At 71.2% G+C, this 16,052-nt stretch carries 11 protein-coding genes; 8 read left to right on the top strand and 3 right to left on the bottom strand.

Annotation, left to right across the window (positions count from 1 at the left end):
• Nucleotides 1-427 (bottom strand): hypothetical protein (locus ABD331_RS59305; protein WP_344496196.1); only part of this gene is annotated, 427 nt, incomplete at its 3' end.
• Nucleotides 424-2,346 (bottom strand): S9 family peptidase, encoded by a 1,923-nt coding sequence (locus ABD331_RS59300; protein ID WP_344496194.1) that lies wholly within the window; start codon nt 2,344-2,346, stop codon nt 424-426. The genes ABD331_RS59305 and ABD331_RS59300, both read right to left, overlap by 4 nt.
• A 408-nt stretch (nt 2,347-2,754) precedes the next feature.
• Between ABD331_RS59300 and ABD331_RS59295 the strand changes: the two genes are divergently transcribed.
• The 6 genes from ABD331_RS59295 to ABD331_RS59270 all read left to right on the top strand — a co-directional run bounded on the left by ABD331_RS59295 (nt 2,755) and on the right by ABD331_RS59270 (nt 8,383).
• A complete protein-coding gene (locus ABD331_RS59295; protein WP_344496192.1) occupies nt 2,755-3,726 on the top strand; it encodes an ABC transporter ATP-binding protein in 972 nt (323 codons plus the stop codon).
• Nucleotides 3,727-3,728: 2 nt separating this feature from the next.
• On the top strand, nt 3,729-4,493 hold the full coding sequence (locus tag ABD331_RS59290; protein ID WP_344496190.1) for an ABC transporter permease: 765 nt from the start codon (nt 3,729-3,731) through the stop codon (nt 4,491-4,493).
• Nucleotides 4,493-5,269 carry an ABC transporter permease gene (locus ABD331_RS59285; RefSeq protein ID WP_344496188.1) on the top strand — a complete coding sequence of 259 codons (777 nt, stop codon included), beginning with the start codon at nt 4,493-4,495 and terminating at the stop codon, nt 5,267-5,269. The genes ABD331_RS59290 and ABD331_RS59285 overlap by 1 nt, the downstream gene beginning before the upstream one ends.
• Before the next feature lie 242 nt (nt 5,270-5,511).
• Nucleotides 5,512-6,636, top strand: a complete 1,125-nt coding sequence (locus ABD331_RS59280) for a sensor histidine kinase (RefSeq protein ID WP_344496186.1) — start codon at nt 5,512-5,514, stop codon at nt 6,634-6,636.
• Complete coding sequence (locus ABD331_RS59275) at nt 6,633-7,736, top strand: hypothetical protein (RefSeq protein ID WP_344496184.1); 1,104 nt, start codon at nt 6,633-6,635, stop codon at nt 7,734-7,736. Before ABD331_RS59280 ends, ABD331_RS59275 begins: the two co-directional genes overlap by 4 nt.
• Nucleotides 7,718-8,383 carry a response regulator gene (locus ABD331_RS59270; protein WP_344496182.1) on the top strand — a complete coding sequence of 222 codons (666 nt, stop codon included), beginning with the start codon at nt 7,718-7,720 and terminating at the stop codon, nt 8,381-8,383. Before ABD331_RS59275 ends, ABD331_RS59270 begins: the two co-directional genes overlap by 19 nt.
• A gap of 178 nt (nt 8,384-8,561) precedes the next feature.
• Here ABD331_RS59270 and ABD331_RS59265 read toward each other — a convergent pair whose 3' ends face one another.
• Nucleotides 8,562-11,420 carry a hypothetical protein gene (locus ABD331_RS59265; RefSeq protein WP_344496180.1) on the bottom strand — a complete coding sequence of 953 codons (2,859 nt, stop codon included), beginning with the start codon at nt 11,418-11,420 and terminating at the stop codon, nt 8,562-8,564.
• 368 nt (nt 11,421-11,788) lie between these two features.
• Between ABD331_RS59265 and ABD331_RS59260 the strand changes: the two genes are divergently transcribed.
• Nucleotides 11,789-13,603, top strand: a complete 1,815-nt coding sequence (locus ABD331_RS59260) for a glycoside hydrolase family 127 protein (protein ID WP_344496178.1) — start codon at nt 11,789-11,791, stop codon at nt 13,601-13,603.
• 86 nt (nt 13,604-13,689) lie between these two features.
• On the top strand, nt 13,690-16,035 hold the full coding sequence (locus ABD331_RS59255) for a hypothetical protein (protein WP_344496176.1): 2,346 nt from the start codon (nt 13,690-13,692) through the stop codon (nt 16,033-16,035).
• The last annotated feature ends 17 nt before the right edge of the window (nt 16,036-16,052 follow it).

Below are 16,052 nucleotides of genomic sequence, written 5' to 3'. Positions count from 1 at the left end.
CCACACACCGCTCCAGCCACTGCGGCAACACCCGCCGCCGGAACTCCACCAGGTCATCCAGCCCCCGGCCCGTCACCCCCTCCCAGATCCCCGCGATCTCCGGAAAGTCCTCGAAATACGCAGCCTCCTCACCGACCGCACCGAACGCCGCATACGAGAACAACCACTCGCCGAGCTGGTGCAGCCGCTCGTCGGTCAGCTCGGAGATCAGGTCGTACATGCCGTGGCCCAGCTCGGCGGCGAGCTCGACGTTCAGGTAGTGCACCGTGCACTCGTGACCGGCCCGCTGAGCAATGGCCTGCAACAACCCGCACTGAATCGACGGCGAGTCCACCCGCGCCCACGGCATGTTGACCAACGCCACCCGCAACGCCCGCGACGGCGGAGCGAGGAGATCGGGCGGCGACTCCAGCACCTGTAGCGTCATATGAATCGTGCCACCTCCGTCAGCCGGTTGGATCCCGCGGAGGCCGGGCCTCCGCGGGGTGCAGTTCGTGGTCGGAGAGCCGGACCGCCCCAATGACGCGTGACGAAGCCGAGCTTGATCCGGATCTGCCGGACGCGTTCCTCGTCGAGGAGCGAACCGTGCCCGGCGTCGTAGATGTGGCGGTCATGCGGCTTGCCCGCCCGTTCCAGGGCGGCCAGGTAGGTGTCGATCTGCCGGATCGGGCAGTGCGGGTCGTTGCGCCCGGCCAGCACGAGGACCGGCGCCTTCACATCCCCGACGTAGGTCAGCGGGCTCGCCCGCAGGTAACGGTCGGGGACGTCGGCCGGCGCGCCGCCGAACAGGGAACGGTCGAAGGCCTTGAGGCTGTCCAGTTCGTCCTCGTACGCGGCCACGTAGTCGGCTATCGGCGACGACGCGATGCCCAGCGCCCAGCGCTCCGGCTGGGTGCCGAGCCCGAGCAGCGTCAGGTAGCCACCCCAGGAGTGACCGGACAGCACCACCTTCTCCGCAACGGCGATGCCCGCCGCCACGAGATGATCCGCCACCGCCGCGATGTCCTCCAGTTGCTCCTCGCCGATCCGATCGCTGACCGCCTCCCGCCACGCGGTGCCGTAGCCGGTGGAGCCGCGGTAGTTGACCTGGACGACGGCGAAGCCGTGGTCGACCCACGCGCTCGGCCCCGGCCGGAAGACGTCCTTGTCGTGTGCCGACGGCCCGCCGTGTACGTCGACCAGCAACGGGATGGGGCCGGGCGGCGGCTGGCCCGCAGCGTCACGCGGCCGGCGCAGCAAGGCATGGACGCGTCCCCCCGGGCCGTCCACCCAGACGTCCTCGATCGGCACGCCTGCCGGAGCCGGCTCGGACGGCGCCAGCACGACCCGCCCGGCTAGGTCGTGGACCGCCGGTGGATCGGCCGCCGACGACCACAACAGCCAGGCGTCGCCGTCCGGCCGGACCGCGGCGGCGAGTACCGTCCCGGCGACCGGGCCGACAGGCGTCGCGGTCACCCCGGCCGGGGCCGTGCCGGGGGCGGCACTCCTGACGGGCGATTCGATCCGCCAGAGCCGGGAACGGGCGGCATGGCTCACCGTGACGAGCAGCGCCGATCCGTCCGGGTACCAGTCGGCGCTCTCCACCTCGCCGGGCACGTCCCATGCCAGCGGAACCTGGGCGCCGGTCAGCACATCCCAGATCAGCAACGCCCGGAGACCGCGGCGTTCGTGAACGACCAGCAGGCGAGGGTCGCCCGCGCCCGGGGCGAACCCGGCTGAGCGGACGCCCCGGCCCCGGCTGTCCCGAAGATCGGCCACCACGGAGCCGTCGTCCAGCCGTAGGATCCGGAGCGCGGGACGGCGGACGTCGCCGTGCTCGCTGTGCTCGATGACGACCATCGTCTCGTCAGCGCTCAGCCCGGTCACGCGGGCAGGCTGTTCATGCCGGTACAGGACACGCCCTTCGCCGAGGCAGTGGCCATCGAACACCCGGACCTCGTACCCGGTGGCGGGATCCGACCGGCCGAGCACCGACACCGTGCGCCCGAGCTCCAGCCCTGCCTCATACGCGGGTGGCAGACCCGTGGCGTACTCGACCGGCCCGTCCGGCCCGGATCCGAAGGGTTGGCGTCGCCACTGTCCGAGCTCGTCTCCCGCGGTGTCGTCGAACCACCAGATCCACTCCCCTCCTGGATCCGGCTTCGCGCGATGCGTGCCGGCGGGTCGCCGGGTGACCTGCATGAGCCGTCCCGTCGCACGATCCCAGCCGTGCACCTCGATCGCGCCGTCGGCGGTGGCGATCGTCACGCCCCGGTCCGGGGCGTCTCGCGCCCAGCGGACCAAGCCGATGCGCGGGCACCAGAACCTGCGTTCCCACGGCGGCCGGAGATCCGGTCGGGCCGGCATGGATGTCATGCTCGAAGACCTCCTACGGGGCCGGAGTCAGGTATTACACGGATGTCGACAAAGGGCGCGGGACATTTGGCGCGCACGTCATGACTGCGTGGGTTGAAACGGCTCACGCCGAGCGTAGACGGGCCGGGAACGCGTCCGCGTCAGGCGAACACCTGACAATGCGAAAAGGTCGTGACCGGCGGAAGGCGAACGACCATGGGAATGTCAGGTGTTCACCTGACACTCTCGATTGTTCCGCCACGTAAACTCGTCACTTGCGCCCCAGGCGAAAGCGCGTAGACGCGAAAATGACATGGACGCCGACGAGGGAAAGGCGCGAATGCCGCGGATTTCCGAGATGCACCACCACGATGAGAACGGCGTCGATACCGGTGCCACCCGCCCCACGATTGACGCCGAATGACCGCGCCCGCCATCGAGGTCACCGGCCTGACCCGCGAATATCGCACCTCGACCGGAATCATGCGACGCAAATCGCTGGTCATCCCGGCGCTGCGAGGAATGGATCTGGAGGTCTCGTCCGGCGAGATCTTCGGGCTCGTCGGGCCCAACGGCGCCGGTAAGACGACCCTCATCAAGATCCTGACCACGTTGCTGCTGCCCACCTCGGGGCGCGCGAACGTGCTCGGCCACGACGTCTCCTCCCAGGCGCGGGACGTGCGCCGCGGGATCAACTTCCTCTTGGGCGGCGAACGCGGCCTCTACTGGCGGCTGTCGGCCGAGGACAACCTGCGTTACTTCGCCGACCTGTACCGGCTGCCGCCGAAGGAGGGCCGGCGGCGGGCGCGTGAGTTGCTCGAACTCGTCGGCCTCGACGACCGCCGCGAGCAGAGGGTGGAGGGCTTCTCCAAGGGCATGAAGCAGCGCCTGCACCTGGCCAAGGCACTCATCAACGAGCCGCAGGTCCTGTTCCTCGACGAACCGACCATCGGGCTCGACCCGGTGGCCGCCCGGCAGTTCCGTGCCCTCGTCCAGGAGGTCCGTGCCACGCAGGGCAGCACGATCATGCTCACCTCCCACTACATGTGGGAGATGGAGGCGCTGTCGGACCGGATCGCGGTGCTCATCGACGGTACGATCCGGCATCTGGACACGCCGACGGGCCTGCGCACCGCTGCCGTCGGCAGTCATGTGGTCGACCTGGTGCTCGGTGACCACGCGGACGACGCGGCCATCCGCAAGGCGACCGAGCGATTCGGATCGGTGCTGGCCGCCGATGCCGGCGGGCGCAGGACGCTGCAGGTGCACACCTCGCGACCGGACGACGTCATCGCGGCACTCGCCGCGACCGGGTTCGCCGGCGTCGCAGGACATGGCACGCGGGAGTCCCAGCTCGAGGACGCCTACTTGCTGATGGTCGGAGGAAAGTAGCCTTGTCGTCGCGAGCAGCGCTCTCCTCCCTGCGCATCCACCTGCGCAACACCCTGGTCCGCCCGCTGTATCAGGTGATGATCCTGGTGCAGCCGGTGATGATGGCGACCCTGGCCCACTACGTCTACCGGGACGCCTCCGACTCCTTCTACGTGGTGCTCGGCAGCGGGATGTCCGGGATGTGGATGGCCACCGCGTTCTCCTCGGCCGGTGACATCGGCCGCGAACGCGGCAACGGGACGATCCAGCCCGTCATGGTGGCGGAGGTACCGATCTGGGTGGTGTTCGCGGGACGCACCTTCGGCGCGCTGCTGCTGTCCGCCATCCCGGTGTGCGTCTCGATGCTGTTCTCTGTGCTGATCCTGGGACGGCGGTTCCCCGATGGCGCCTCGGCGCCGGGCCTGCTGCTCGCGGTCGTCGTGTTCGGCCTGGGCTGCCATGCTCTCGGGTTGCTGCTCAGCAATCTGTTCCTGCTGTCGCGTCGGACCGTGGTGCTGCAGAACTTCCTGGAGTGGCCGCTGCTCATCACCTCTGGCGTGATCATCCCCGTTTCGGCGCTGCCCGAAGCGCTGCGCCGGCTCGCCTCAGCGCTGCCCATGCGGTGGGGGGCGGAGGCCGCCGCGCGCGCGTATGGCGGGGGCGGCATCGCCTGGGGGCCGATCGGCCTGGCCCTCTTGCTGACCGCGGCCTACGTCACCGCCTCGGTGCTTCTCTGGCGGCTGATCGAGCGGCGGGTCCGCGTCACCGCCAGTCTGGACCTGGCCTGATGCTCGCCGGAAACGCGCTGCGTCAAGCCGCCTTCTCCTACCGTGGGCTGTTCGGCTGGCTGCGCCCGCTCGACTACGCGATCATGATGTTCGTGGAGCCGGGTGTGCAGCTGCTCTTCTTCGGGCTGCTCGGTCAGCTCGGCCCCCAGGACACCTCGTTCCATGTCGTCGGCAACGCCGTACGGCTGATGGCCACGAGCGCCCTCTTCGGCGCGGCCTCGGTGATCGTCAGTGAACGCGCCGCGGGCACGTTGAGCGCGCTGCTCGCCACGCCGACGCCCGCGGCCGAGACGTTCTACGGCCGGGCGCTCCTCCAGGGTGTTTCCGGCGTGCTGACCGGGGTGTTCACTCTCGGCCTGGGCATGCTGGTGTTCGGCGTACGCTTCCCCGACGCCTCGATTGCCTGGGCGCTGGTCGCGCTCCTGGTCACTGCGTTGTCCTTGTCCGGGCTGGGCCTGCTGCTGGCCAACCTCAGCCTCGTCGGCACCAATCCGAACCTGCTCATCAACGTCGTCTTCTACGCGCTGATCCTGATCACCGGCGCCAACATCCCGCTGGGCGAGCTGCCGGCTCCCCTGTCCGCGATCGGCAGCGCCGTACCGATGACGCATGGCCTGGAAGCGGTCCGGGCCGCGCTGGCCGGCCAGCCGGATCTCGTTGCCGGCCGGCTCGGCTGGGAGCTGCTCGTCGGGGTCTGCTACGCCGGCGCCGGGATCCTGCTGTTCCGCTGCGCCGAACGGCACGCCCGCCGGTCCGGCACCCTCGACCTCGTCTGAACCGCACCGCCATCCGCCGAGCGCCTTACCCACACGGCCCTGCTCACTGTGGTGACCATACAGATCAGGTGACGAGGCGGGTTGGCGCATGGACCGTGAGAGGCCGGGCCCGCCGTCGAGGGCCGACGCAGGCCATACCGGCGCCATACCGGCCGCGACTAGCGTGCTCTCCGATCGGCACGTGGCCACAGGCACGCCATGCGTCACGCGAAGATCGGGGACGGCGAGCTGAAAGGTGACGGTTGTCTGGGGAAACAACGCGGTTGCTCGTGCGCTTCGGCCGCCGGTACGCGGCCGGCGTGCGCCTGGCGGCCCTCGTTCCGATCTGCGTGATCGCCCTGTTCCGCGCCCCTCCCGAGCAGGTGACGAGCACCGCGTACGTGGTCGGCGCCGCGGCCGGCTGGACCTGCGGATACGCGTGGTGGCTGCGCGCGGGCCGGGGAAGCGCGCCGGTCGCCCTCGACGTGGTCGTCATGCTGGGACTGTTCGCGAGCGTCCTGTGGACCGACGCCGTCGAAGACAGGAACACCGGATGGCTGCGGCTGCTGGTCACCTTCGCCGGCGTGACGTGCCAGTGGCACACTCCGGCGCCGGCGGGCGGCGCGGCGGCGCTGGTGGCCGGCGGTGGGGCGGTGGTCATCCTCTTCGCGGCAGGAGCGTGGGACGTGGACCCGGCCCTGGTGAGGGGGACGATGTGGGCGGTCCCGGCGGCGGTGCTGTCCAGAGCGGCCTGGGCGCTCGTTCAGCGCGCGGCGGAACGGGCCGACCGGATGGCGGCCGAGGCCGAACGGGCGCGCAACGAGTCGCTGCTGGCCGCCGCGATCCGTACGGAGGAACGCGAGCACGTCAACTCGCTGCACGACACGGCGGCCACGACGCTGCTGATGGTGGGCATCGGGCAGGTGCACGCGGACGCGGACTGGCTGGCCCCGCAGGCGCGCCGCGACCTGGACCGGCTGCGCTACGACAGCAGGCGGGCACCGGAGTTCGCGGACCTCGTCGGCCTGCTGCGCGCCGACCTCGACGCCGCGCGTCTGACCGTGCAGTTCTACGCTCCCGCGCGGCTGCCGCTGCCGTTCGACGTCGCCAGGGCGATCGCCGACGCGGCGCGGGAAGCCCTCACCAACGTGCGCCGCCACGCGGGCACGACCTGCGCGACCGTCCTGCTGCGCGGAGACGGGGCAGCGCTCTGCCTCGACATCGCCGACCAGGGGAAGGGCTTTTCGCCGAGGGACGTGCCGGCCACCCGGCGCGGCATACGCGAGTCCGTACGCGGCAGGATGGACCGCGTCGGCGGCACGGCCACGATCACCTCCGCCGAGGGAGAGGGCACCCTCGTACGGCTGGAATGGCGCGCCGCGCCATGACTGACGCCGTCGAGGAGGTGACGCGGGCGCAGCTGCGGCACGGCCTGCGGGTCGCGACGTCGATCGTCGCCATGGCCATCGTGTCCGGGCTCGGGCTGGCCGGCCTACTCGGCCACCGGGACGTCCATGGGCCGCCGGGCACGCGACTGGTCGCGTTCGCGGCGCTGGGGACCGTGCTCGCCGGCGAGGCCGTGCTGCTCGTCCGGGGACGTTCGTGGGGCCGGCTGCGCGGGCCCGCCATCGCGGTCGTGCTCGGCGCGTCCGCCCTGTCGTACGCGGCCCTGCCGGAGGGACGCACGTCGACGGGCGTGGACTGGATTTCCGGCTCGGTCAACTGGGTAGGCGTCGTCGTGCTGCTCGACCGTCCGCTGCGGGCGGCGGCATCGTTCCTGCTGGCTCACGAGCTCATCGCCCTGCTCCACCTGATCCTGTCCGGCGATCTCAGCCGGGGGTCGCTGACCAGGTTCGCCACCGGCTCGGTTGCCGTGATCGGCTTTCCGCTGTGCCTGACCGTGGTGGCGGCCGTGCTGCTCCGTCTCAGCGCGGCGGCGGCGAACTCACGGAGAGAGATCGAGCAGGTGCGCACCGCCGAGGCCGCAGAGTCCCATCACCGCAGGCAGCAGCGGCTCGTGGAGCTGTCGGCCACCACGGTCCCGCTCCTGGAGGGGCTCGCCGACGGCTCGTTGCGGCCCGAGGACCCGGCGGTCCAGCGGCACTGCGCCATCGAGGCGGCCCGGATGCGCAGGCTGTTCGCCGAGGCCGACAAGGTGGCGAACCCCCTGCTGCACGAGCTGCGCCACTGCATCGACGTGGCCGACCGCAAGGGCGTCGTGGTGGAGCTGGACACCCGCGGCCAGTGGCCCGAGCCGCCCCTGGCCGTCCGGCGTGACCTCACCGAAGCGGCGCTCGTCGTCCTCGCCACCGCCCTCTCCCGGGCCCGGGTCACCGTCATCGGCGGTGCCGACCTGGTGTCGGTGAGCGTGGTCGCGGACTGCCGCGAGACGACCTTGCCGGCCCCGGCCACACCCGGCGTGCGGGTCGAGGCGTTGCACAACGACGGCACAGTCTGGGTGGAGGCCCGATGGCAGCGGACGAGCTGATCACCGCGGTGATCGTGGACGATCACGTGGCCATCGCCGCGGGGGTGCGCCTCTGGTGCTCCCAGGCCGTGCCACCGATCGAACTCGTCGACGCCGGCGACCGGCTCGCCGACGTCTGGACGGGGCCCGGGGCACTCGCCGACGTGGTGATCTTCGATCTTGAGCTGGCGCCACGCCGGCCGGACTTCGGCGAGCTTCGCCGCCTGGCCGACAACGGGCGGCGCGTGATCGTGTACTCCCAGCACACCGAGGACACGACCGCGATCAAGTGCATCGACCTCGGCGCCCTCGCCTACCTGACCAAGCGCGAGGGGCCCGAGCACCTGGTGCCCGCCATCCGGGCGGCCTCGCGGGGCGAGCCGTACACCGCGCCGTCGCTGTCCGGGGCGCTCGTCGCGAACGACGATCCTGGCCGGCCGCGCCTGTCCCAGCGCGAGATCGAGGTGCTGCGGGCGTGGTTCGTGTCCTCGTCCAAGGAACTCGTCGCCGTGAAGCTCAACATCACGGTCAAGACCGTGGACACCTACATCGCGCGGGTGCGGGTGAAGTACGCGAACGTGGGGCGCGCCGCCCGTACCAAGAGCGAGCTCGTCGGCCGCGCGCTCGACGACGGGCTCATCACGCTCGCCGAGCTGAACTCGTTGTAGGGCGTTCACCGGGCACCGGCGCGCCGCGCGCCTGCACGGAGTTGCGATTCTTCCTTGAACTCCACGCCGGCTCGCCGGTCCCTCAGTGTCCGCGTCCGATCTGGAGCGGTGCGGCGGTGCCGGGCCCGATGGTCCAACACGGACTTGGCCCAGCTCAACTGCGGTGACGCGGATCCGGTCAGCGGCGGCGCAGCACGATCGTGGTCTGCGGCGGCACCGTCAGTTTCGCGTCGTCACGGACCTGGGCGCCGGTGACGAGGTTCACCGAAGGGCCGAAGCCCTCGGTGGTGAAGGTGTACCTGCGGTTGCCGGTGGTGTTCATGGCGATGAGGTACGGCCCGTACTGGCACCGGTAGAAGGCGGCCCGCCCGACGTACGGGGTCTCCTCCCCGACTCCGGAGGCGGGCACGTCCGGCGGCGCGGCGGCGAGCGGCAGCTTCTGCCCGGCGAACGCCTGATGGACGGGCTCGCCCGGCGGCGGGAAGCCGCCTGGCGGGATGGGGGCGTCGGCGCCGACGGAGAACTCCCAGTTGACCCAGTCGGGTTCGGTGTGGGCACGGCCGTCGCCGATGACCTCCACCTCCTGCCAGACGGTGCCGGAGCGTTCGATGCCGTCGGGGGTGAGGTGGTGGATGCGGGCCAGGCGGTTGACGCCCCAGCGAGCGCGCCAGTACAGGGAGACGTAGAGGATCTCGTCGCCGTGCTTGACGGCGACCACGGCGTTCTCCTCGTCGGCGAAGACGAGGTCCGGCTGTCCGGGGGTCATGGGCAGCAGGCGCTTGCCGGCCCGGGCGGTGGTGATGACCTCGTAGTCGCGTCTGACCGACAGCAGGTTCCGGTCGACGACGGCGCTGTTGGCGGCGTTGTGCGCCTCCAGCAGGATGCTGAACAGCTGGTTGTCCGCGATCGCCTGCCGGGTCTGGGCGATCAGGTCCGGATCCTTGAGCAGGGCGGCGAGCTGCATGGGCTGCCCTTCCCAGCTCTGGGCCTGGTCGTAGACGCGCTTGCCCGGGTACAGCGGGTCACGCCAGCCGGTGAGCGCCTCCAGCCGCATCGTGCGGTATCCGTCCGCGTCCAGGGCGGGGTGATGGAAGTAGCCGCGGGTCTTGGCGATCTTGACGAGGTGGTCGCGCAGCCGGTCGTCGCGGACGCCGCCGAAGACGGTGACCACCTCGTGGATGAGCCTGAGCCAGCCCTGAACCTCGCCGTAGCTGCCGACGTATCCGAGCTCCTTGGTCAGGCCCTTCTTGGTGACCTGGTAATAGGAGCCGCCGAGGGGCCTGCTCGGGGTGCCCCGCTCGTCCTCGGGGCCGAGCCAGGGGGTGAGGCCGACGGCCTCGTAGAGGTAGCGGCGCGCCCGCTTCTCACCCCACGCCTCGGCTGCGCCGAGGACTTCCAGGCCGCGGTCGGCGAGGTAGATGCCGAGGTCGACGATCATCGTCTGGTTGGTGTACGAGCGCCGGTTCCTCCTCCAGTACTCACGGCTGTCCAGCAGCATCCTGCGCCAGGCGTCGCGGCGGATGACCGGCTCGTAGCCCGCGCCGGCGGGTGGGGTGAGCGTCAGGTCGTCGAACCATGCGGTCCCCGGCCCCTTCAACCGGACCTGCATCTCCACGGCGACGGCGCCGACGGGGGTGTCGAGGGAGGTGGTGACCTGCTCCCACTCGTGGGTGCCGGCGGCGGCGAAGACCTTCTTCTCCGCGCCGATGACCTTGCCTGCGGCGTCGTAGAAGAGCACGTCCAGGTAGGCGCCATCGGCGCTCACGTTCTCGGTCCTGATCCAGGCACTGTAGGTGTGGGCTCCGGGACCGATCGGGATCCTGCTGTGCGGGACGAGGCCGACGACGCCGGCGGACGGGACGGTGATCTTCGCTGAGGCCCCGTCGCCGCGCTTCACGGTGGCGTCGCGGGTGGCCGTGCCCGAGCCGGTCCAGGTGTTGCCGCGCCAGCCGGTCGGATAGCCGTGGCCGTCGTCGAAGCCCGGGTTGCTGAGCACCGCGGGCTCCCCGGTGAGCGGGGCGTCGAGCCGCGAGATCAGGGCGTCCTTGAGCTGGAGGAGGAACTGGGCGACGATGCCGGCGCCCATCCAGTTGCCCTGGATCACCGCCGGGTCGGCGAGGTGCCTGCGGTAGTGGTTGTCCACGCTCTGCACGATCTGGGCGACCACGGCCGGGTTCTGGTGGGCCTCGGTGTACGGCAGGTCGTAGGCGCGGGCCAGGACGTCGAGGTAGTCCAGGTTGCCCTGGACCGAGGTGCGGTTGAGCTCGCTGCGCACCCGGGCGGCCACGCGGGCGTCGATCGTGTCCAGCACTTCCCTGCCGGGCGTGGTGCGCACCGGCGTGCCGGCGATCGAGCCGGTCAGGTCGTCGGCGCCGAGGTCGAAGTGCGGCTGCTGGTGGGTGTACAGGCGATAGATGCCCCTGGACGGACGGGTCAGGGCGCGGAAGTAGGTGTCCGGGGTGCCGGCGTAGACCGGGATCCAGCCCATCGAGCGGATCTCCAGGGTGAGGCTGGTCTTGCCCGCGGTGAGCTCGGGCGGCAGCGGGAGCGTGTGGAAGTAGAAGCGTCCCGGAGTACGCGGTTCCCGTCCGGCGATGTCCAGCGGGTCCACGGCGCCCAGGTGGTAGTGGCCGACCTGCTTGCCCTCGGCGAGCAGGTGCAGGCGGCCCAGGTCCTCGCCGGCGTCCCCGCCCCAGAGCTTGATCGTCACGTACGTGGGTCCGGTGGGACGGCAGGCCAGGGTCACGGTCACCGTGCCGCCGAAGAATCCGGGTGTCTCCAACGGCTTCAGCACGCGAGCCGGCTGGCCGAGACCTCCTGTCAGCACGTCCGAGTCCTTCGCGACCAGGCCATGAGCGGCCTCGGAGCCCTGATCGCCGAAGACGACGGTGTCCAGCGCGCCCGGGGCGTCCGCTGGGGACGGTGGGGACGTGGCCGCGCCGGCGGGAGCGGCCTGCCACAGCCAGCCACCCGCGGTGGCGGCGGCCGTGCCTCCGGCGAGCTTGAGGACGGACCTGCGGTCCAGGGGTTGGGACATGGTGGGGCTCCTTTGGGGGGTGAGTGCGCGCCGGCCGGTTGCCCGCCGGCGGGAGCTCTGCGGCGAGGCGTCTCAGTTCCTCCACGAGGGTGCGGCCGGGCCGCGCCGGTTCGGGCCGGCGTTGTGTCGCCCGGTTCAGCCGACTGATGAAACTAGTATCATCAACTCAGCCGTCGCAACAAGCCCGTAACACCGCCGACTTGCGGCCCGCTGCCGCCGAGCCCTGACGGAGATGCGGGACTCCGGCGCGGTTTCAGAAGCGGCCCTCTTGACGACCTGCCACCCGACTCCTACTTTACCGTTCTGAAACTAGTTGCAACTGGCGGGGGAACGCCGGCGGAGCCAGCCGCAGAAGGAGAGACAGCACCATGATCCCCGCAAACTCCCAGCTCACCGGCGGCTTCTGGGCTCACCTCCAGGAGCTCAACCGGTCGGCGATCATCCCGCACGCGGTGCACTGGATGGAACGCCTCGGCTGGGTCGCCAACTTCGACCACGCCGCCGCCGGAGACCCCTACGAGCACCGCGGACGGGAGTTCGCCGACTCCGAGATCTACAAGATCATCGAGGCGATCTCGTGGGAACACGCCCGGTCCGGCGCCGGCGACCTGGACGCCGTCGCCGACGACCTGGTCCGGCGGGTGGCCGCCGCCCAGGAGCCTGATGGTTACCTGCACACCCTTTTCGGCCGCCGTTGGCAACGGCCCCGCTACAGCGACTTCACCTGGGGACACGAGCTGTACTGCTTCGGCCACCTCATCCAGGCCGCGGTCGCCCACCACCGCGCGTACGGCACGAACACGCTGCTGGACGTGGCCCTGCGTCTGGCCGACCACGTGTGCGTCATGTTCGGCCCGGACGGCCTCAACCGGGTCTGCGGCCACGCCGAGATCGAGCTGGCGCTGGTCGCCCTCCATCGGACGACCGGGCAGCCCCGCTACCTGGAGCAGGCGGCGTTGTTCGTCGAGCGGCGCGGCCACGGCACCCTGCCGCTGATCGAGTTCGGGCGCGCGTTCGCACAGGACGACCTGCCCGTCCGCAAGGCCACCGTGCTGCGGGGACACGCCGTCCGCGCGCTCTACCTCGCCGCCGGTGCCGTGGACGTCGCCGTCGAGACCGGTGACGACGAGCTGCTCGAGGCGCTGAAGACCCAGTGGGACAACACCGTCGCCCGGCGCACGTACATCACCGGCGGGATGGGCTCGCATCACATGGACGAGGCGTTCGGCGACGACTTCGTACTGCCGCCCGACCGCGCCTATTGCGAGACCTGCGCCGGCGTGGCGTCCATCATGTTCAGCCAGCGGCTGCTGCTGGCCACCGGCCAGTCACGCTACGCCGACCTGATCGAACGCACCCTCTACAACATCCTCGCGACCTCGCCCGGCGACGACGGCCGCTCCTTCTTCTATGCCAACACCCTGCACCAGCGACACCCCGGCAGCGAGGTGGCGGTCAACGACGAGGGCGTCGGCATCCGCGGCGGTGCCGGGACCCGCCAGCCCTGGTACGAGGTCTCCTGCTGCGCGCCCAACCTCGCCCGCACCCTCGCCGCCCTCGACGGCTACCTCGCCACCACCACGGCCGACGGTGTCCACGTCCAGCAGTACGCGTCGTCCACCATCAGCGCGACGGTGGCCGGCGAGCCGTTCGTCGTGGAGCTGGCGACGGACTATCCCCGCACCGGGACGATCAGGCTCACCGTGGTGCGGGCGCCCGCCGTTCCCGCGTCGATCAGCCTGCGCGTCCCCGACTGGTCCGCCGGGACCCGGCTGTCACTGAACGGCACGGTCGTCTCCGCCTCGCGACCGCGGCTGTCGAGGGTGTGGCGGCAGGGCGACACCGTCGAGCTCACCCTGGACCTGCGTGCCCGCGTGAGCCGGCCGGATCACCGGATCGACGCCGTGCGCGGTTGCGTCGCCGTCCAGCGTGGGCCGGAGGTGCTGGCGCTGGAGTCGGCTGATCTGCCGTCCGGATGGGCGCTGGAGGATGCGGCGTTCGTGTCGCTGGCCGATGACGGCGCCGCACTGGCGAACCTGCGGCACCACAGCACGGGCGAGGAGCGCGCGATCCCGCTGATCCCGTATCGCCGCTGGGCGCGACGCGGGCCGTCGGCCATGCGCATCTGGATCCCGCAAGCACGGACCGAGGAGCCGCACACGCCTTCGCGTGCCCGTCTCTGAGGGGTATGACGGGCCGGCCCTGCCTGAGCGCCTGGTCCCGAAGCCATGTACGTGGCGTCCGCCCGCACCAGATGGAAGGACGAGTCATGACAGATCACGCGCACCGCCCGTCCCCCGCCGCCGCCTTCACCAGGCGCGGCTTCCTCCTGACCTCGACCGCGGTCGCGGGCGGCACCCTGATCCCCGCCTGGACCGCCGGGGCTGCGGCGGTCGCGGGACCCGCCGCCGCGGCCCTCGACACCATCATCTTCGGCAACACCGCGTCCGAGTCGGCCCACTCACTCAGCCAGACCTTCTCCTCGTCGGCGGCGGGCCTGATCGGCCAGCCCGCCCGCCGCCTGCTCCCCAAGAACCCCGCCGAGGTGTGGGGCGGCACCCTGTCCATGCGCATGGCGGTGGACCCGGCCCTGCCGGTCTACGTGACGGTCAAGCTCGACGGCTCCGAGTACGCCGCCACCGCCCCCGGCCGGCTCATGCTCTTCTGCGAGGGCGAGCAGATCGGCCACTACCACCTCGGCGCGGTGGACCCGCTGGACATCCCCGGCGGCTACCCGCGGATCAGCGGCCGGTTCCTCTACCACACCGTCCCCTTGCCGATCTCGCTCACGCAGGGCAAGAGCTCCGTCGTGGTGCAGATCAGGTCCATGGGCAGGATCTACGGCGGCGGCACCACCGCGGAGTCGTACTACTACCCCCTCGACCAGCCCACGCGCGCGGTCTACCGCCTCTACACGCACACCGCGCCGTTCCTCACGCTCGGCTCGACGGACCCGCAGGGCCCGGCCTCGCTGGTGCGGAACGCCCCGGCGCGCACCTCACCCGGCGCCGAGGTCCTCGACGCGCTCAAGACCACCCTCAACTCACGGCTGACCTCCTGGATGGCGGGCTCCAGCACCGACGCCACCCGCAACCTGGTGCTGGCCATCGCCTACAACACCTCCTGGACCAGTGCCTACCGCAACGCGTCCGCCGTCACCTCGGTGGTCGCCGGGCTCGACGCCCTGGTCGCAGCTCACCAGGCCGACAGCACCCTGGTCACCGGAGACTGGATGGGCTACGGCCGCGCCGGACGGGCGATCACCCTGCTCGCCGCGCAACTGGCGCCGCACCTCGACCAGAACCTCGGGTCGACGACCCGCAGGGCCGCCTACGCCACCCTCATGAACGCCGGCCGCGAGTACTGGCGGCAGAACCGCCGCTCGTACACCAACCAGTCCATGATCGTGGACCTGGGCATCTACTACGCCAACCAGGCGCTGACCACGCTCGGCTCCTCCCTCGCCTGGCCCGAGTCCCGCGCCCTGCGCTACCCGCGCGAGGCGATCGGCCTGGAGCCATGGCGCGGGCCCGACCGCGCCGACGGAACCTCGACGCTGCCGCTCGGCTCCGCCCACTACGTGGTGACCGCCGCCGGGCTCGGCAAGGAGCTGGGCTACGTGGGCAACTACGGCGACGAGATCCTCGGCTGGGCCGCCGAGATCCTCGCCGCCTGCGGCACCGCCGCCGTCCGCGACCAGTTCGTGAAGATCGCCAAGGCCCGCGCTCCGTTCCGCTATCCCATCCGGGACGACGGCGGCTATCGCGGCATGGTGCACGAGACCGTGACCGGCTGGCGCGACAACGACTACCCCGGCAAGACCACCTACGGGGGCAATTCCACCGCCACCTGCTCGGCCCTGCTCGCCGCCGCCGTCAACGACGCCGCCCTGACCGGCTACGCCCAGCAGATGCTGGCCGACGGCCAGTTCTGGCGCGACGTGTCGGCGATGCGCGGCAACAGCAGGACGGACATCACGTTGACGCTCCTGGCGGTGCCCGGCCAGTACGCCACCATCACCGGCCGGGCGGCCACCGGTGTGGTCCTGCCGATGACCGACGGCCGCCCTGATTTCGTCTTCGCCGACGTCGACAACGGCGTCGTCGCCGTGAAGCGCGGCGACGAGCGCCTGTACGCCTCCCTGTACTGGCGGGCCCGCTACGCCGTCAACAGCTTCGCCCGGATCCACCTGGTCACGCCCGTCTGGGAGCGGTCCGCCACCGTCCGCCAGAACGTGCGCTTCACCGACTCCGGCCAGCGCTACACGGTGCCCAACCGGGTGAACTTCGAGTTCGGCAACGGCGGCATCGCCCCGCCCGGCGGCGCGCTGACCCAGGGCTTCGCGGGCGAGGTGCTGCCGGTGGCGAAGGTCCCCGCAGGCGTCACCCAGCCCTCGGTGGGGACGGAGCACCCGTTTGCCGGGCTCGGGAACTTCTACCACTGCGAGTACGGGCGCTATGTGATCGCGATGAACGCCACCAGCGGCACGACGTACCAGTTCACCGGTCCGGCCGGCTACACAACGGCGACCGACCTGGTCACCGGCGCGACCGTCTCCCTCACCGCCGCGGTGAGCGTCGGGCCCCGCCAGACGCGAGTGCTCCTCCTGCCCTGACAGTGCGGGCCCGCGCC

Source organism: Nonomuraea monospora (assembly GCF_039531895.1).
Lineage (GTDB): Bacteria > Actinomycetota > Actinomycetes > Streptosporangiales > Streptosporangiaceae > Nonomuraea > Nonomuraea monospora.
This window is presented reverse-complemented; position numbering and strand designations above follow the sequence as displayed.

Excerpts from the sequence above, each read along its gene's own strand:
- ABD331_RS59295 (WP_344496192.1), top strand. The coding sequence starts at position 2,755 with ATGACCGCGCCCGCCATCGAGGTCACCGGCCTGACCCGCGAATATCGC.
- ABD331_RS59270 (WP_344496182.1), top strand. The coding sequence starts at position 7,718 with ATGGCAGCGGACGAGCTGATCACCGCGGTGATCGTGGACGATCACGTG.
- ABD331_RS59285 (WP_344496188.1), top strand. The coding sequence starts at position 4,493 with ATGCTCGCCGGAAACGCGCTGCGTCAAGCCGCCTTCTCCTACCGTGGG.
- ABD331_RS59265 (WP_344496180.1), bottom strand. The coding sequence starts at position 11,420 with ATGTCCCAACCCCTGGACCGCAGGTCCGTCCTCAAGCTCGCCGGAGGC.
- ABD331_RS59260 (WP_344496178.1), top strand. The coding sequence starts at position 11,789 with ATGATCCCCGCAAACTCCCAGCTCACCGGCGGCTTCTGGGCTCACCTC.
- ABD331_RS59300 (WP_344496194.1), bottom strand. The coding sequence starts at position 2,346 with ATGCCGGCCCGACCGGATCTCCGGCCGCCGTGGGAACGCAGGTTCTGG.
- ABD331_RS59255 (WP_344496176.1), top strand. The coding sequence starts at position 13,690 with ATGACAGATCACGCGCACCGCCCGTCCCCCGCCGCCGCCTTCACCAGG.
- ABD331_RS59275 (WP_344496184.1), top strand. The coding sequence starts at position 6,633 with ATGACTGACGCCGTCGAGGAGGTGACGCGGGCGCAGCTGCGGCACGGC.